The following is a 15,740-nucleotide window of genomic DNA, read 5'->3' on the forward strand; positions in this document are numbered from 1 at the left end:
CATGCCTTATCTCATGGATTGAGCACGATCTTTTTGGAAGATCGGCCCCCAAAGAAAACTGAGGGACCGATCATGCCGTGCTGTTCGAATTAGAAGGTGGTGCCGCCGCCGAACCGGAACTCCTGGGTACGGTCGAACTTGCCCTTGCTGAGCGGCACGGCATAGTCGAAGCGCAGCGGACCGAACGGCGACTGCCAGATCAGGCCGACGCCCACCGACGAGCGGATCACCTTGCTGTCGTCGTAGATCAGGCCGGTACAGGTTCCGGGGGTCGCCGGATTGACGGTCGACGGAGTACAGCCCGAGTTGGCCGGCGTGGTCATTTCGTTAGTCACGCTCCAAGTCGTCGGTCCCTTGTAGTCGTAGAGACCGCCGGCGTCGGCATAGACTGCACCCTTCAGACCCACTTCCTTCGGCAGGAACCAGAACGGCATCTGCAATTCGAGCGAAGCGCCCCAGTACTTGGTGCCGCCGAGCGCGTCCTGCGTGTCGTACGGGTTGATGTCGCGCGGGCCGATGCCGTTCGGGGCGAAGCCGCGAACGAGGTTCGGGCCCATCTGGAAGTGATCGAGCATGCGCAGATCGTTGCTGCCGATCTTGTTCAGCATGCCGCTCTGCACGTGCACGAGGCCGACGATGTCAGACACCAACGGGGCGTAGTACTTCGCGTCGATGACCGACTTCAGGTAGGAGACGTCGCCGCCGACGCCGGCGAAGTCCTGGCGGAAGTCGACGAGCAGACCGTCGGTGGGGTTCTTGTTGTTGTCCAGCGTGTTGTAGGTCAGCGTGTAGCCGAGCGCCGAGGTCAGGGTCTTGCCGTTGGCAAGCTCCTTGCGCACCGGCAGCGAGGCTTCGCCGTCACTGTAGCAACCGAGGCCGTTGGTCGAGCTCAGGTCGATGCCGTTGAGATTGGCAAAGGCCGGGCTCGGGTTGAATGCCGAAGAGCCGATATTGTTGTTACAGTTCGCCAGGTAGGACGGCAGCGTGATTTCCTGCTGATAGATCGAGTAGCGCAGCTGCAGCGCCAGATCTTCACGCAAGGAGAAGCCGAGACGGGGCGAGAAGCCCAGTGTCTTGGTGCCGTAGGAGATGTAGCTGTTGGACAGCTGCTGGCGCTGATAGAGGTCGAGGCCGAGCGCGACGCGATAGTCAAGCAGGTAAGGCTCGACAAACGACAGCGAATAGCCGCGCGCGTACTGGCCGTAGGTCACCGACGCCTTGGCGAACAGGCCGCGGCCGAGCAGGTTGCGCTCGGAGATCGAGACTTCGGCGAGAGCGCCGTCGGTCGTGGAGTAACCGCCCGAAATCGAGAAGTCGCCGGTCGATTTCTCTTCCATGTCGACGATCAGGATGACGCGGTCGCTCGACGAGCCGGGCTCCGTCGTGATCTTGACGCTCTTGAAATAGTCGAGGTTCTTCAGGCGCCGCTCGGCCCGGTCGACCAGAGCGCGGTTGTAGGCATCTCCTTCCGAGATGTCGAACTCGCGGCGGATGACGTAGTCACGCGTGCGGGAGTTGCCGCGCAGGTTGATGCGCTCGATATAGGTGCGCGGGCCCTCGTCGATGTTGAACACGACGGACACCGTGTGTGCCTCGAAATTGCGGTCGCCACCGGGACGGACCACGGCAAAGGCATAGCCGCGGCGCGACGCTTCGATCTGCATCTCCTCGACCGACTTCTCGACCGATTCGACGTTGTAGAGCGAGCCGACACCGACGCGCGAATAGGCCCGCATCGAAGACGGATCGAAGTTCGGAATGCTGGAGCGGAAGTCGACCGCGCCGACGCGATACTGCGAGCCTTCCTCGATCTTGAAGGTGACGTTGAAGCCCTTCTTCTCCGGATCGTATTCGGTAAGCGCGGCCACGACCTGGACGTCGGCGAAACCGTTCTTGAGGTAGAAGCGGCGGAGCAGGTCGCGGTCGGCCTCGACACGATCGGGATCGTAGATGTCGCCGCTGGCAAGGAAGCTGAGAAGGTTCGATTCGCGCGTCTTGATGACGTCCCGCAGGCGGTAGGACGAGAACGCGACGTTGCCGACGAACTCGATCGACTTCACGCCGGTCTTGGAGCCTTCCACGATCGTGAAGATGAGGTCGACGCGGTTGTTCGGCTGCTCAATGACTTCGGGCGTGACGCGCACGTCGTAGCGGCCGGAGCGGCGATAGATTTCAGCGATTCGCAGCGTGTCGGACTGCACCATGGCGCGGGAGAAGGTTCCGCGCGCCTTGGACTGGACCTCGGCAGTGAGCTGCTCGTCCTTGATCTTCTTGTTGCCCTCGAAGGCGATGCGCCCGATCACCGGGTTTTCGACCACGGAGACGACGATCTGGCCGCCAGGGCCGCGGTTGATCCTGACGTCCTGGAACAGGCCGGTCTCGATCAGCGCCTTGAGGCCGTCATCGATGGCACCTTGATCCAGGCGGCCGCCCGGACCCGGCTTGAAATAGGAGCGGATGGTCTCCACCTCGACGCGGCGATTTCCTTCGACGGAAATCGACTGGACGGTCTGAGCAAGCGCAGACGAAGACACAAAAACAGCCCCGACCGGGGCAACCACCGGCGCGCCGAACATGATCAGGGTTGCGAGCAAGCCCCCCCGGAGTCGCAGTCCAAACTTCATGCGCAACGCGCCCTTATCATTCCGTGCCAGACCCACCCCAACGCCGGTCTGGAGATTCCCCAAGTTCTGGCCGCTTGTAGCCAATTTCGCCGACGCCGCAAACGGCCGAAAGCGTCGTAATTTCAATTTCATTCCAGGACGTTGCTCAACAGCAACGCCACAAAAAAGCCCCTATCAGGAAGCTGCCATCCGCAGGATGTCGTTGTAGGTCGCAAACACCATCAACATCAGCACCAAACCCAGCCCGATTCGGAACCCCATCTCCTGAGTCCGCTCGGACAGGGGCCGGCCCCGAACCACTTCGGCCGCATAGAACATAAGGTGACCGCCATCGAGCAGCGGGATCGGGAACAGGTTCAACAGACCGATCGACACCGACAGCACTGCGCAAAGGTTGATCACGAACTGGAACCCGGCACTGGCCGCCTGCCCCGACATCTTCGCGATGCCAAGGACGCCACTGACCTCGTTCGGGTTACCGTGTCCGACAAACAGCGAGCCCAGGAACTTGAAGGTGCTGGTGATGATGAACCAGACCTGTTCCACGCCGATCTTGAACGCCTCACCGACACCGACGGGTGCGGTCGAAGCCTCGCCGGCCTGCGTCTTGTGCTCGACACCGAGCACGCCGACACGGTGGCTGTTGCCGAACGGATCCTTGCGCTCGAGCAGCGCCGGGGTCGCAGACAGCGACACGATGGCGCCGTCACGCTTCACCTGGAACGCAAGCGCCGAACCGGCGTTCATCGCAACGATTCGCTGCATGTCGGCAAAGCTCTCGATCGGCTTGCCGTCGATCTGAACGACGACGTCCCCGATCTTGAAACCGGCCGCAGCCGCCGCGCCATCGGCGACGACACCGTCGACGCGCGCGATGGTGCTCGGCTTGCCGTAGTAGAGGGCCATGCCGGCGAAGATCAGCGCGCCCAGAATGAAGTTGGCGATCGGTCCGGCCGCAACGATGGCCGCGCGCGGGCCGACCTTCTTGTGGTGGAAGCTGCCGGCACGCTCCTCGGCCGTCATGGCGGCAAGCGCCTCAGCCGAGGGGGTCGAGGCCTCGCTCTCATCGCCGAAGAACTTGACGTAGCCGCCGAGCGGGATCGCCGAGATCTTCCAGCGCGTGCCGTGCCGATCGTTGAAACCAACCAGCTCGGGTCCGAAACCGAGTGAGAAGGTCAGCACGCGAACGCCCGCCCAGCGTGCGACCAGGAAATGGCCGAGTTCGTGGAAGAACACGACGATGGTCAGGACGAACAGGAAGGGAACCGCGTAGCCGAGGAGCCCATGGCTCAACGCATTGAAACTATGGACAAAAAAGTCGATCATCGATTTCCCTCATCCAGCGCCGCAAGGCCCTGGCCCCGAACCAACTAGGATGCCTTTAAGGCAATTTGAGGCAATAGGGCGGCGGCTCTATTTCGAGCAACATGGTCAACAGAGATTGCATCGTCGGCGGACGCCAGGGGCGCCTGGTTCCCGCCGCGGATCCAGTCATCAAGGGTCGCCTCGACCAGCCGCGCAATCGCGCCGAAGCGGATCTTGCCGGCGATGAAGGCGGCGACCGCGACCTCGTTGGCGGCATTATAGACCGTGGTGGCCCCCTTCCCGGTCCGGAGCGAATCGTAGGCCAGCCGTAGTCCCGGGAACCGCTCGAAGTCCGGTGCCTCGAAGGTGAGCTGGCCGATCTTGGCGAGGTCCAGCTTGGCCGCCGGGCCCTTGATGCGATCGGGCCAGCCGAGGCAGTGCGCGATCGGCGTGCGCATGTCGGGCGAGCCGAGCTGCGCCATCACCGAGCGGTCGGAGAACTCGACCATGCCGTGGATGATCGACTGCGGATGCACGAGGACGTCGATCTCGTCGGGCGAGAGCGCGAACAGATAGGACGCCTCGATCACTTCGAGGCCTTTGTTCATCATCGAGGCGGAATCGATCGTGATCTTCTGGCCCATGCTCCAGTTTGGATGCTTCAGGGCCTGTTCGAGTGTCGCCTGCTCGATGTCGGCCGGCTTCCAGGTTCGGAACGGGCCGCCTGATGCCGTGATGATGACGCGGACGAGCTCATCGCGATTGCCCGATGCCAACGCCTGGAACAGCGCATTGTGCTCGGAATCGGCCGGCAGGATGCAGGCGCCGGCTTTCGCCGCGCGCTGCATGAAGAAATCGCCGGCGCAGACGAGGCATTCCTTGTTGGCGAGGGCGACATGCGCGCCGCGATCGACCGCGGCGAGCGCCGGCTTCAGCCCGGCGGCGCCGCTCACCGCAGCCATCACCCAATCGGCCGGGCGTGCGCCCGCCTCGATCACCGCGCTTTCACCGGCGCCGCATTCGGTGCCGGTGCCGGCCAATGCAGCCTTGAGCTCGGCGAGTTTGGAGGTGTCGGCGATCGCGACGTAGCGCGCGGAAAACTCCTTCGCGAGCTTGGCGAGCGCTTCGACATTGCCGTTCGCCGTCAGGGCCTCGACGCGGTAGCGCTCGGGCGAGGCACGCAGCAGATCCATCGTGCTGTCGCCGATCGAGCCGGTGGCACCGAGGACCGTGACGCTGCGAATGTCGGACGCAGCAAGCCTGTTATTACGCAAGGGAACGGCGCTCATATCCTCACCAAACCATAAGACCGCTTCCGGCGCTATGCACACCGTGACGGAGAAAGCCGATAATCCAGGCCGCCAGGATGGCGGCAACAAAGCCGTCCAGGCGGTCCATAAGCCCGCCATGGCCGGGAATTAAGTGACTGGAATCCTTGACGCCGAACCGCCGCTTCACCGCGGATTCGAACAGGTCGCCCAGCTGCGACACCACCGAGAGCACGGCGCTGACGAGCAGCAGCGGGATCACCTTTCCGACCCCGCAAGCCGCAAAGCCGGCGGCGACCGCAAGACTCGCGGCAAAGCCGCCGAGGGCTCCGGCCCAGGTCTTCTTCGGGCTCACCCGCGGCCACAGCTTCGGCCCGCCAATGGCGCGGCCGGCGAAATAGCCGCCGATATCGGTCGCCCACACCACCAGCAGCACGAACATCAGTGCGGAGAAGCCGTTGACGAGATCCTTCCGCACCAGGATCGAAGCCAGCAGCGCCGCCGATGCATAGGCGAAACCGGTGGCTGCCCACAAGAACTTGCCGCGCGCGATCAGCGTCACGATCGCGCCGCCAATGAGGCCGGTGATGACGGCGGTCTTGAGCGCGCCAAAAGCGACGGCGGCTCCCATCATGGCGATGACCACCGTCCCTGCCCCGGTCAGCGCGGCCGATCCCGCGCCCACCACCATCAGCCATTCCGCAAACAGCCCGATCGACACCAGCGTGACGAGAAGCGCCCATAGCCAGCCACCGGCATAGGCGATGGCAATGGTCAGCGGCGCCAGCACCAGCGCTGCGAGGACCCGCAGCACCAGATTGCTCGGGGCAGGCTTGGCGCCCGCCGGTGCGGTGTCGGATTCGCTCACGAGGCGGTTTTCGCGACCAGGCCGCCGAAACGGCGCTCGCGCCTGGCAAATTCGGCGATCGCGCTTTCCAGCGCCGCCTTGTCGAAATCGGGCCAGTGGATCGGCACGAAGACGAGCTCGCTATAGGCGGCCTGCCACATCAGGAAGTTGGACAGCCGCTGCTCGCCGCTGGTGCGGATGATGAGATCGGGATCGGGAATGTCGGGCGCATCGAGATGCGCGCCGAGCGTCTCGGCGTCGATCGTGGCGGGATCTCGCTTACCTTCCGCGACTTCGCGCGCCAGCTTCTGAGCCGCCTTCGCGATCTCCTGCCGCGAGCCGTAGTTGAAGGCGACGACGAGCGTGAGGCGCGTGTTGTCGCGCGTCAGCTCCTCGGCTTCGTTCAGGAGCGCGCAGATATCGCTCTCGAGCCCGTCCCGCTCGCCGATGATGCGGACCTTGACACCGTCGCGATGCAGGCTCGCCAGATCGTTGCGGATGAAGCGGCGGAGCAGGCCGAAGAGATCGCCGATCTCGCTCGCCGGACGCGACCAGTTCTCCGACGAGAAGGAGAAGATGGTGAGATAGCGGATGCCGAGCTCGTGCGAGGCGCGCACCACGCGACGCAGCGCCTCGACGCCGCGGCGATGCCCCTCCGCACGCGGCAGGCCGCGCGCGGCCGCCCAACGCCCGTTGCCATCCATGATGATGGCAACATGCGCGGGCGCCTCGGACCGGTCGGGTCCTTCCGTAGCGGGCGCGGCGGCGTTGGACATGATGGCGGCCTTAAAGCATGATCCGGAAAAGTGCGAAGCGGTTTTCCGGAGAGATCATGCGCGAACAATAACCTGAAGCGCGATGACAATTCATTGCGCTTCAGACGGTCAGGATTTCTTTTTCCTTGGCGGCCAGCAGCTGGTCGATCTCGGCGATGGTGCCGTCGGTCGCCTTCTGCACCTCGTCGGCGTGACGCTTCTGGTCGTCCTCCGACATCTCGTGGTTCTTCTCGAGCTTCTTCAGCACGTCGAGGCCGTCGCGGCGGACGTGGCGCGCGGCCACCTTGGCGGCTTCCGCGTATTTGTGCGCCACCTTCACCAGCTCCTTGCGCCGCTCCTCGTTGAGCTCGGGGATGCGCAGGCGCAGCACCTGGCCTTCGGTCGCGGGCGACAGGCCGAGATTGGAATCGACGATCGCCTTCTCCACCGCCTTGACCATCGACTTGTCCCAGACCTGCACCGAGATCAGGCGCGGCTCGGGCACGCTGACGGTGGCGAGCTGATTGAGCGGCATGTGGCTGCCATAAGCGTCGACCTGTACGGGATCGAGCATCGAGGCTGAGGCGCGCCCCGTGCGCAGACCGCCAAGCTCGTGCTTGAGCGAGGCGACGGCGCCCTGCATGCGGCGCTTCACTTCGTTGAGATCGAAATTTCCCGTGGCCATCACGTTTCTCCTTCAAAATCCCGGCGACCTCACCGCGGCCTTCCCTTGAGGACGCGGCAGATCAGCCGTCAGCCGGCGACGATGGTTCCGTGGCCGACGCCACGCAGAATCGCACCGATCGAGCCCGGCTCCGCGATCGAGAACACGATGATAGGCAGCGACGTCTCGCGGGCAAGCGCGAAGGCGGTCGCATCCATCACCTTGTAGCCGCCTTCGATCGCCTGCGAATGCGTCAGCCGGTCGAACCGCGTGGCGCTCGGATCCTTCTTCGGGTCGGCCGAGTAGACGCCATCGACATTGGTCGCCTTCAGGACCGCCTCGGCGCCGATCTCGGCCGCGCGCAGCACCGCCGTCGTATCGGTGGTGAAGAACGGATTGCCGGTTCCGCCGCCGAGCAGCACGATCCGGCCCTCGGCGAGGTATTTGTGCGCTGCAATACGGGTGAACAGCTCGGAAATCTCGGGCATGACGAAGGCCGACAGCGTGCGCGCCGGCGTGCCCTTGCGCTCGATCGCCGCTTCCAGTGCGAGGCAGTTCATCATGGTGGCGAGCATGCCCATGGTGTCGCCGGTGGTGCGCGAGACCCCCCGGGAGGAGACCTCGACGCCACGGACCATGTTGCCGCCGCCGATCACAACCGCAACCTCGGTGCCAAGCTTGCGGGCGGCGATCAGATCGTCCGCAACCCGGTCAATGGTCGGCTGATCGATGCCAAACCCCTGCTGTCCCGCGAGATATTCGCCGGACAGCTTGATCACGACGCGACGATAGACCGGATCAGTCATGAGCACTTTCCTTGTCCGGGCGCCGCTTCCGGCGGCACGCCGGAAGGAACGTTCCGGCGCTTACTTCTTGCCGCTGGCCGCCGCGACCTCGGCTGCGAAGTCGCTTTCCTGCTTCTCGATTCCCTCACCGAGAGCATAGCGCACAAAACCGGCGATCTTCACTGCGCCGCCGACCTTGCCCTCGGCTTCCTTCACCGCCTGCGCCACCGACTTGCCGGTGTCGTGGATGAAGGCCTGCTCAAGCAGGCAGACTTCCTTGTAGTAGGTCTTCAGGCCGGACTCGACGATCTTCTCGATCACGTTCTCGGGCTTGCCCTGCTGACGGTACTTGTCGGCGAGCACGTCCTTCTCGCGCTTGACGACGGCCGGATCGAGGCCGGACGGATCGAGCGCCAGCGGGTTGGCGGCCGCGACATGCATCGCGATCTGGCGGCCGAGCGCCGCGAGCTCGTCGGTCTTGCCCGGCGATTCCAGCGCAACGATGACGCCCATCTTGCCGGCGCCGTCGATGACGGCACCGTGGACGTAGTGCGACACCACGCCCTGCTTCACTTCGAGCGAAGCGGCGCGGCGCAGCGTCATGTTCTCGCCGATGGTGGCGATCGCATCATTGATGGCGGCTTCGATCGTGACGTCGCCGACCTTGGCCGCCTTGATCTTTTCGACGTCGGCGCCGGCGTCGAACGCGACCTGGGCGATCATCTTGACCAGGCCCTGGAACTGGCCGTTGCGCGCGACGAAGTCGGTCTCGGAGTTGACCTCGACCACGACGCCCTTGGTGCCCTTGGTGAGCGCGCCGATCAGGCCCTCGGCCGCGACGCGGCCCGACTTCTTGGCGGCCTTCGAGAGGCCCTTCTTGCGGAGCCAGTCCTGCGCGGCTTCCATGTTGCCGTCGTTTTCGGTGAGCGCGGCCTTGCAGTCCATCATGCCCGCGCCGGTCGATTCGCGCAGGTCCTTGACCATCGCAGCTGTGATCGTTGCCATCGTTGAAAATCCTTTGTGCCTGCCGGTTTGCCGCGGCGTGGCATCAAATCGCCCCGCCGCGGTCCATCTCAGGGATTCGCGTCAACTGAAATGGTGGCCGGATCCTATCCGGCCAACCCATCGCTCTTTTTGACTATTCCGCTTCGGCGGTCAGCGCCTTGGCCTTGGCCACCCAGGCATCCGCGCGGCTCGGCAGACCGACTTCTTCGCCGATCGTGTGCGCGGTGTCGTGGTCGAGCTCGGCGAGCTGCCAGTAATGGAAGATGCCGAGGTCGTTGAACTTCTTCTCGATCGCGCCCGACACGCCCGGGAGCTTCTTGAGGTCGTCGGCGGTGCCGCGGGGACCTGCGAGGCCCTGGAAGCCGCTCGAGGACGCCGCCGGCAGCTCTTCGGCGACCGGACGAACCGAGGCACCGATGTCGATGCCCGAATCGCCCTGGGCGCGCGAGATGCCGTCGATCGCCGCACGCGCGATCAGATCGCAGTACAGCGAGATGGCGCGGCCGGCGTCGTCATTGCCGGGCACCACATAGGTGATGCCCTTCGGGTCCGAATTGGTGTCGACGATCGCGGCGACCGGGATATTGAGGCGCTGGGCCTCCTGGATCGCGATGTCTTCCTTGTTGGTGTCGATCACGAAGATGAGGTCGGGCAGACCGCCCATGTCCTTGATGCCGCCGAGCGAGCGGTCGAGCTTGTCGCGCTCGCGCTGAAGCGTCAGGCGCTCCTTCTTCGTGTAGGAATTGGCTTCGCCGCCCGAGAGCACGTCGTCGAGGTGACGCAGGCGCTTGATCGAGGCCGAGATCGTCTTCCAGTTGGTCAGCGTGCCGCCGAGCCAGCGCGAATTGACGAAATACTGCGCGCAGCGCTTGGCAGCGTCGGCAACGCCGTCCTGGGCCTGGCGCTTGGTGCCGACGAACAGGATGCGGCCGCCCTTGGCCACCGTGTCGCTGACGGCCTGGAGGGCCTGGTGCAGCATCGGCACGGTCTGGGCGAGATCGACGATGTGGATGTTGTTGCGGGTGCCGAAAATGAACGGAGCCATTTTCGGATTCCAGCGGTGAGACTGGTGACCAAAGTGCACGCCAGCTTCGAGCAGCTGACGCATAGTGAAATCGGGAAGTGCCATCGTTCTAATTCTCCGGTTGGTTCCTCCGGAAACGTGTGAGCAAAACGGAGCGTTCTCGCCCCGGTTGCCACCGGACGGCCTTGTGAGCCATGTTTCCGTGTGAGATGGCGCGCTCTATAGCGCAATTTCGGCCAGAAGCAAGGAAATAAGGGCCTTATCTGGGCGGTTTTCGCCCGCGAAGGGCCCCTGTTCCGTCAATCCCGCCCGGCCATCTAGTCATCCGGAACGCAAGTTCGTCACATTAGTTGATAGCTCGAATCTCGAGAGAGGAGAGCGCTTGTGGCGAATGCAGGTGGGAAAGGCCGGCCGATCGCGCCGTTGGTGCTGAGTCCGCAGGAGCGGGCGTACTTGGAGAGGCAGGTTCGTCGTCATCGTGTGGCCCGGTCGCTATCTGAGCGGTGCCGCGCGATCCTGCGGTGTGCAGATGGCTTGCCAAGCAAGTCTGTGGCTGCCGAACTTGGCCTCCATGAACACACCGTTGGCAAGTGGCGCCGCCGATTTTTGAAGGATCGCTGTGATGGCCTGCTTGACGAAGCCCGCCCTGGCCGCCCTCGCACCATCAACGACGATCAGGTTGCTGAGGTAATCGAGCGGACGTTGCGTACAACGCCGCCCGACGCGACGCACTGGTCGATCCGCTCGATGGCTGCGGAAACTGGCTTTTCTCACACCACGATCCGCCGAATGTGGACGGCGTTCGGCTTGCAGCCGCACCGCAGCCAGACATTCAAGCTGTCGAGCGATCCGCTGTTCGTCGACAAAGTGCGCGATATTGTCGGGCTTTACCTGTCCCCACCGAACCGAGCCGTTGTCCTCAGCATCGATGAGAAGAGCCAGATTCAGGCACTCGATCGCGAGCAACCGGTCTTGCCGATGATGCCTGGCGTGCCGGAACGTCGCACGCACAGCTACGTGCGGCATGGTACGACCACACTTTTTGCCGCGCTCGATATCGCTTCCGGGTTTGTCATTGGCAAATGCTACAAGCGCCATCGGGCGGTCGAGTTCTTGAAGTTCCTCAAAGAGATCGACGCTCAAATCCCTGAGGGGCTCGATGTCCATATCGTCATGGACAACTACGCCACCCACAAGACCCCCCAGATCAAAGCGTGGCTCGCCCGACGGCCGCACTATCATGTCCACTTCACGCCGACTTCCGCCTCATGGATCAATCAGGTCGAGCGCTGGTTCGCTGAACTCACCAGAAAGCAGATCCAGCGAGGTGTTCACACCTCCGTCAGGCAGCTCGAGGCCGACATCCGCACCTTCATCGACCTGCACAACCAAAACCCGAAGCCCTTCAAATGGACCAAGTCCGCAGACCAGATTTTGGCTTCCGTCAAACGCTTCTGCCACAAAGCCCAGCAGACTTTATGTGGCGAACTTTAGATTCACGTGACTAGCATCTCGGCTGATTGGGCGGGCACTTCTTGGCAGCGTGCGGCGGAGGCGCCGGATGCGGCGGAGGTGCCGCCGGACGCGGCGGGGCCACGGCCACCCGCGGTGGCGGCGGTGGGGGAGCCGGCCGGGCCACCGGCGGTGGCGGCGCGGGACGGGCCGCAGCGACCGGCGGCGGAGCGGGCCGCGGCGGAGGAGGTGCAGCCATCCTTGGCGGCGGAGGCGCAGCCACCCTTGGCGGCGGCGCGGAGACCTGCGGTGGAGGCGGCGGCGTGGGCCGCGCCACGGCTTGGGGCCGCGGCGGCGGCGCAACAGGTCTCGCCGCCTGCGGCGGAGCAGCCGATGGCCGATTCTGTGGCCTGATTGGCTCATGCACGGCCGCGGGCGGCGGCGCAACCGGCCGTCCGGCCGCAGCCGGAGGGGTGCCGGGCGACTCGCGGGTTGCGGACTTGGCGCGATCCGCAGGCCCCACCCCGGCCGGTGTCTGTGCCACCGGAGGCTTGGGCGGCTGGCCGGGCGCAGCAGTCGGGCTCGTCGTGGTCGGTGCAGCCGTCGCGGCCGTATTTGGTGCACCGGGATGGGCAGGCCCCGATCCACCGGGCGCAACCGCGGTCGGCGCGGGCCTGCCGCCCGGCAAGGGCCCTGCCCCGGCCGGCGGTGCCGGCGGACCACCATGGGCACCGGGAACCGGCAGCGTGTTGGCCTGGGGCAGCCTGGTCTGCGGCGCGACCGACGGTGACGGCGCTGCGGTCGGGCTTGTCGTGGTGGGCGCAGCTGTAGCGGCCGTATTTGGCGCTCCGGGATGGGCAGGAACAGTCGTCGTGCCGGGAGCCGCAGCGGTCGGCGCTCCCGGACGAGCCGGCGGCGTTGCACCGGGCGCAGTCGCCGTCGGCGCGGGCCTGGCGCCCGGCAAGGGTCCTGCCCCGGCCGGCGGCGCCGGCGGAGCACCATGGGCACCGGGAACCGGCAGCGTGTTGGCTTGGGGCAGCCTGGTCTGCGGCGCGACCGACGGCGACGGCGCTGCCGTCGGCGCAACATTCGCCGGCGTCGCCGCTGGTGTCCCGGGCTTTGCCGTCGGCTGGATCGTCGCGCTCGGCGGCAACGGCGCCTTGCCCTGCTGGATCAGGGCGGCGCGCTGCATTACCGCCTGCGGTACGGCAGGCGCCACCGGGTTGGCGCGGCCGGCAACTGCCGGCGCCAGATTGGCCGGTCCCGCGCCGGCTCCCACAGCAGGCGCCGGTGCCGGCGCCTGGTTGATCACGGTGTTGATGACCGTGGTGTTATGGATGTTCTGATAGATGATGTTGTTCGGCGGCGGGGCGACATAGACCGGCGGCCTCACGAACACCGGGATCGGCACGAACACCGGCTGCGGCAGCACGAACAGGCCGACCACGGGCAACGGCGGCGGCAGCACGACGAAGTCCGGCGGCGGCGGCGGCAGGTAGTAGACCGGCGGCGGCGGTGGCGGCGCGAAGCCGAAATCGGGGTCGCTGAAATACAGCACCGGGCGATCGACATAGACCACCTCCTCCGGCGGCGGTGGCGGCACGTCGTAGTCGATCATCGCAAAGCTCGGCGGCGGCTCGACCGGCGCGGTGAGGATCGCAAGGCGGCGCCGCGCATCGCCCGCGTGCGGGCCGCGCGAATAGCGGCGCAGATACGACCAATAGGCCTCCGGCGTGTCGGTCCGGTACGTGCGCCGCCAGGTGATCGCCTCGCGGCGCGCCGCGACGATCACCATCACGCGCTTGGACATCGGATCGTTCGGATAGGCCGCGAGAAACTCCTCATAGGCCGGCAGCGTGTCGCGCGAGAGCGCGGCGGCATAGGCATCCTGCGCGCCGAGATCGCGGATCGGCTTGCTCCGGATCGCGGCGACCTGATCCGGTGCCGTCTCCGGCGGCGGCGCGTCGGGCCCGCGCTCGAAGAAGGAGAACGGCGCCGAGATCTTCTGCTCGTTCCAGGGCACCTGCGCGCCCTTGGAGGCCTCGTTGACGCGCAGGCGGACGCGGTCGAAGACGTCGGGCAGCGCCAGGCCGCCGGTGCGGATCATCTCGGCGAGCGACTGCGCGTAGATGCCATACGGTCCCGGCTCCTCCGGCGCCACCGTGCCGGGCGCGGCGTTGAAGGCGATCAACATGTTCGGATCGGGCTCGACCAGCGCCAGTCCGCTCGCGATCGGCTGGCCGCCTTCGATGAATGGCTGCGCGCGGGCTGCATCGAGCACGACGATGTTGGCCTTGAGCGGAATGGCCGCAAGCTGGCGCGCATAGTCGCTGATGCGCAAGGCCTCGGTCGGAATGTCGGTGTCGCGGGTGATGTTGGAATCGACCGGGATGAAATAGTTCTCGCCGGCGAGCTGCACGCCGTAGCCGGCCAGATAGACCATCGCGACGGTACCAGGGCCCGACGCCTGCGCCTTCTGGACGAAGTCGCGAAAACTCTTGCGCAGCGTGTCGCCGTCGAGATCGCGGGCGCCGACGACATCGAAGCCCGCCGCCTGCAGCGTCTGCGCGATCAGGCCGGCATCGTTCGCGGTCGTCGCCAGCGGCGACTTGGCATAGGCGGCGTTGCCGACCACGAGCGCGATGCGCTTTTCCTGCTGCTGCGCACGCGCCTGATGCGGCGCGCCCGCGGCAAGGATCACCATCGGCAGGAGAAGGCAGATGAAGACTTTGAGCGTCCCACGCATGGCTTGTGCCCGCTCTTGTTGTTGAGGTGGCCACCGCACATCAGACGCGCGGCCAGCTGAATGGCTCTTGAACGAAAGGCCTGGGTCACGAAAGGCTTGGATTGAGGCGACGGCATGGCGCCCGGCGCAGGTCAGGCATCAACGTCCGGGGCCTGCGTCAGACCCGCGTAAGCCTCGCGACAATGGAAGGGCGCGAGGCCCGATAGTGCGCCTTAATTTGCCCTACGCGATCAGGTCGACCGTTCCCGTCGTGAGCCGGTAGATTCCGCCGACGACCTTGAGCTTGCCCTGCTCCACGGCCGCGTTGAGGATCGGCGCGGCCGACTTCAGCTTTGCGACGTTGTCGATCACGTTCTGCCGGGTCGCCTTGTCGAGGACATCCCCGCCGCCCTGCTGCATCGCAGCCTTTGCGGCGGGCGCGATCGCATCGATCAGCGAGGGAATGTGTCCCGGCGGCGACGTATTGTCCTTGATCGCCTTCAGCATCGCATCGACCGCGCCGCAACTGTCATGGCCGAGCACGAGGATCAGGGGCGCGTTGAGCACGGCGACCGCATATTCCATGCTGGCGATGGTCTCGGTGCCGGCGAAGTTTCCGGCGACGCGACAGACGAAGAGATCGCCGCGGCCGGTGTCGAAGGCATATTCCGGCGCGATGCGCGAGTCCGCGCAGCTCAGAACGGCCGCGAACGGGTTCTGGCCACCGGCCAGCGCCTCACGCTCGTGCTTGAAATCGTGGCGCCGCGACACGCCCTCGACGTAGCGCGCATTGCCCGCCATCAGCCGCTTCAGCGCCGCGTCGGGCGCCAGCACGTTCTGCGGCTTGGGTGGCTGCTTGGCTTCCTTTGCCAAGGCGCGGTTGGCGAAAGCTCCGCCGGCGAAAGCCATGCCAAACGCAGCGGCGCCAAACAGCATCGCGGACCGCCGTGACGGCGCGATGTCTTGATGCAGAGATTGATGATGCAGAGATTCAGGGCACTTGTCGCACATATGATGTTTCCCCAGGTACAGTGGACGAATGGAAGCGTCGCGATGATAGGTGCCCCGATATGAAGAAATCACAAATTATAATTGTTGCAACTAATGATTGCTGCACCGCGAACCATGCCGCTGAGCCGAAGCGATCGCTCGCCTCACGCGTAGCGACTGCGCAGACCTGCGCTCGCCCGCATATATTCGCGACCGGCTGCTAGAGCATGATCCGGAAAAGTGCGAAGCGGTTTTCCGGAAAGATCATGCGCAAACAACAACCTAAAGCGCGATGA

General features: G+C 65.2%; 12 protein-coding genes. 1 reads left to right on the plus strand and 11 read right to left on the minus strand.

The window, feature by feature from the left end; genetic code table 11:
* Nucleotides 1-89 precede the first annotated feature (89 nt).
* The 9 genes from bamA to ACVJ19_RS31750 form a co-directional block, all read right to left on the minus strand.
* Complete coding sequence (gene bamA / locus ACVJ19_RS31710) at nucleotides 90-2,624, minus strand: outer membrane protein assembly factor BamA (protein WP_453953070.1); 2,535 nt, start codon at nucleotides 2,622-2,624, stop codon at nucleotides 90-92.
* 174 nt (nucleotides 2,625-2,798) lie between these two features.
* Nucleotides 2,799-3,950, minus strand: a complete 1,152-nt coding sequence (gene rseP / locus ACVJ19_RS31715; RefSeq protein WP_453953071.1) for an RIP metalloprotease RseP — start codon at nucleotides 3,948-3,950, stop codon at nucleotides 2,799-2,801.
* A 44-nt stretch (nucleotides 3,951-3,994) separates the two neighbouring features.
* On the minus strand, nucleotides 3,995-5,218 hold the full coding sequence (dxr, locus tag ACVJ19_RS31720) for a 1-deoxy-D-xylulose-5-phosphate reductoisomerase (protein WP_453953072.1): 1,224 nt from the start codon (nucleotides 5,216-5,218) through the stop codon (nucleotides 3,995-3,997).
* Nucleotides 5,219-5,222: 4 nt separating this feature from the next.
* The gene (locus ACVJ19_RS31725; protein ID WP_453953073.1) at nucleotides 5,223-6,065 is read right to left on the minus strand and encodes a phosphatidate cytidylyltransferase; all 843 of its coding nucleotides are present in this window, start codon (nucleotides 6,063-6,065) and stop codon (nucleotides 5,223-5,225) included.
* The gene (locus tag ACVJ19_RS31730; protein ID WP_018320207.1) at nucleotides 6,062-6,820 is read right to left on the minus strand and encodes an isoprenyl transferase; all 759 of its coding nucleotides are present in this window, start codon (nucleotides 6,818-6,820) and stop codon (nucleotides 6,062-6,064) included. The genes ACVJ19_RS31725 and ACVJ19_RS31730 overlap by 4 nt, the downstream gene beginning before the upstream one ends.
* Nucleotides 6,821-6,920: 100 nt before the next feature.
* Nucleotides 6,921-7,484 (minus strand): ribosome recycling factor, encoded by a 564-nt coding sequence (gene frr / locus ACVJ19_RS31735; RefSeq protein WP_057756077.1) that lies wholly within the window; start codon nucleotides 7,482-7,484, stop codon nucleotides 6,921-6,923.
* A 68-nt stretch (nucleotides 7,485-7,552) separates the two neighbouring features.
* Nucleotides 7,553-8,269, minus strand: a complete 717-nt coding sequence (gene pyrH / locus ACVJ19_RS31740; RefSeq protein ID WP_453953074.1) for a UMP kinase — start codon at nucleotides 8,267-8,269, stop codon at nucleotides 7,553-7,555.
* Between the two features lie 60 nt (nucleotides 8,270-8,329).
* Nucleotides 8,330-9,253: a translation elongation factor Ts gene (tsf, locus tag ACVJ19_RS31745; protein WP_453953075.1), complete on the minus strand. Its 924-nt coding sequence runs from the start codon at nucleotides 9,251-9,253 to the stop codon at nucleotides 8,330-8,332.
* 133 nt (nucleotides 9,254-9,386) lie between these two features.
* Complete coding sequence (locus ACVJ19_RS31750) at nucleotides 9,387-10,382, minus strand: 30S ribosomal protein S2 (protein WP_130366453.1); 996 nt, start codon at nucleotides 10,380-10,382, stop codon at nucleotides 9,387-9,389.
* Nucleotides 10,383-10,661: 279 nt separating this feature from the next.
* Between ACVJ19_RS31750 and ACVJ19_RS31755 the strand changes: the two genes are divergently transcribed.
* Entirely contained in the window at nucleotides 10,662-11,771 is a 1,110-nt protein-coding gene (locus ACVJ19_RS31755; RefSeq protein WP_453947831.1) for an IS630 family transposase, read from the plus strand.
* 10 nt (nucleotides 11,772-11,781) lie between these two features.
* On the opposite strand, the gene ACVJ19_RS31760 is transcribed toward ACVJ19_RS31755, so the two are convergent.
* Both ACVJ19_RS31760 and ACVJ19_RS31765 read right to left on the minus strand, forming a co-directional pair.
* The gene (locus ACVJ19_RS31760; RefSeq protein ID WP_456739475.1) at nucleotides 11,782-14,475 is read right to left on the minus strand and encodes a caspase family protein; all 2,694 of its coding nucleotides are present in this window, start codon (nucleotides 14,473-14,475) and stop codon (nucleotides 11,782-11,784) included.
* Between the two features lie 222 nt (nucleotides 14,476-14,697).
* Nucleotides 14,698-15,465 carry a carbonic anhydrase gene (locus tag ACVJ19_RS31765; protein ID WP_453953078.1) on the minus strand — a complete coding sequence of 256 codons (768 nt, stop codon included), beginning with the start codon at nucleotides 15,463-15,465 and terminating at the stop codon, nucleotides 14,698-14,700.
* Between the last annotated feature and the right edge of the window lie 275 nt (nucleotides 15,466-15,740).

The organism is Bradyrhizobium sp. USDA 376 (assembly GCF_054063675.1).

Excerpts from the sequence above, each read along its gene's own strand:
- pyrH (WP_453953074.1), bottom strand. The coding sequence starts at position 8,269 with ATGACTGATCCGGTCTATCGTCGCGTCGTGATCAAGCTGTCCGGCGAA.
- ACVJ19_RS31750 (WP_130366453.1), bottom strand. The coding sequence starts at position 10,382 with ATGGCACTTCCCGATTTCACTATGCGTCAGCTGCTCGAAGCTGGCGTG.
- ACVJ19_RS31730 (WP_018320207.1), bottom strand. The coding sequence starts at position 6,820 with ATGTCCAACGCCGCCGCGCCCGCTACGGAAGGACCCGACCGGTCCGAG.
- dxr (WP_453953072.1), bottom strand. The coding sequence starts at position 5,218 with ATGAGCGCCGTTCCCTTGCGTAATAACAGGCTTGCTGCGTCCGACATT.
- frr (WP_057756077.1), bottom strand. The coding sequence starts at position 7,484 with ATGGCCACGGGAAATTTCGATCTCAACGAAGTGAAGCGCCGCATGCAG.
- rseP (WP_453953071.1), bottom strand. The coding sequence starts at position 3,950 with ATGATCGACTTTTTTGTCCATAGTTTCAATGCGTTGAGCCATGGGCTC.
- ACVJ19_RS31765 (WP_453953078.1), bottom strand. The coding sequence starts at position 15,465 with ATGTGCGACAAGTGCCCTGAATCTCTGCATCATCAATCTCTGCATCAA.
- ACVJ19_RS31760 (WP_456739475.1), bottom strand. The coding sequence starts at position 14,475 with ATGCGTGGGACGCTCAAAGTCTTCATCTGCCTTCTCCTGCCGATGGTG.
- bamA (WP_453953070.1), bottom strand. The coding sequence starts at position 2,624 with ATGAAGTTTGGACTGCGACTCCGGGGGGGCTTGCTCGCAACCCTGATC.
- tsf (WP_453953075.1), bottom strand. The coding sequence starts at position 9,253 with ATGGCAACGATCACAGCTGCGATGGTCAAGGACCTGCGCGAATCGACC.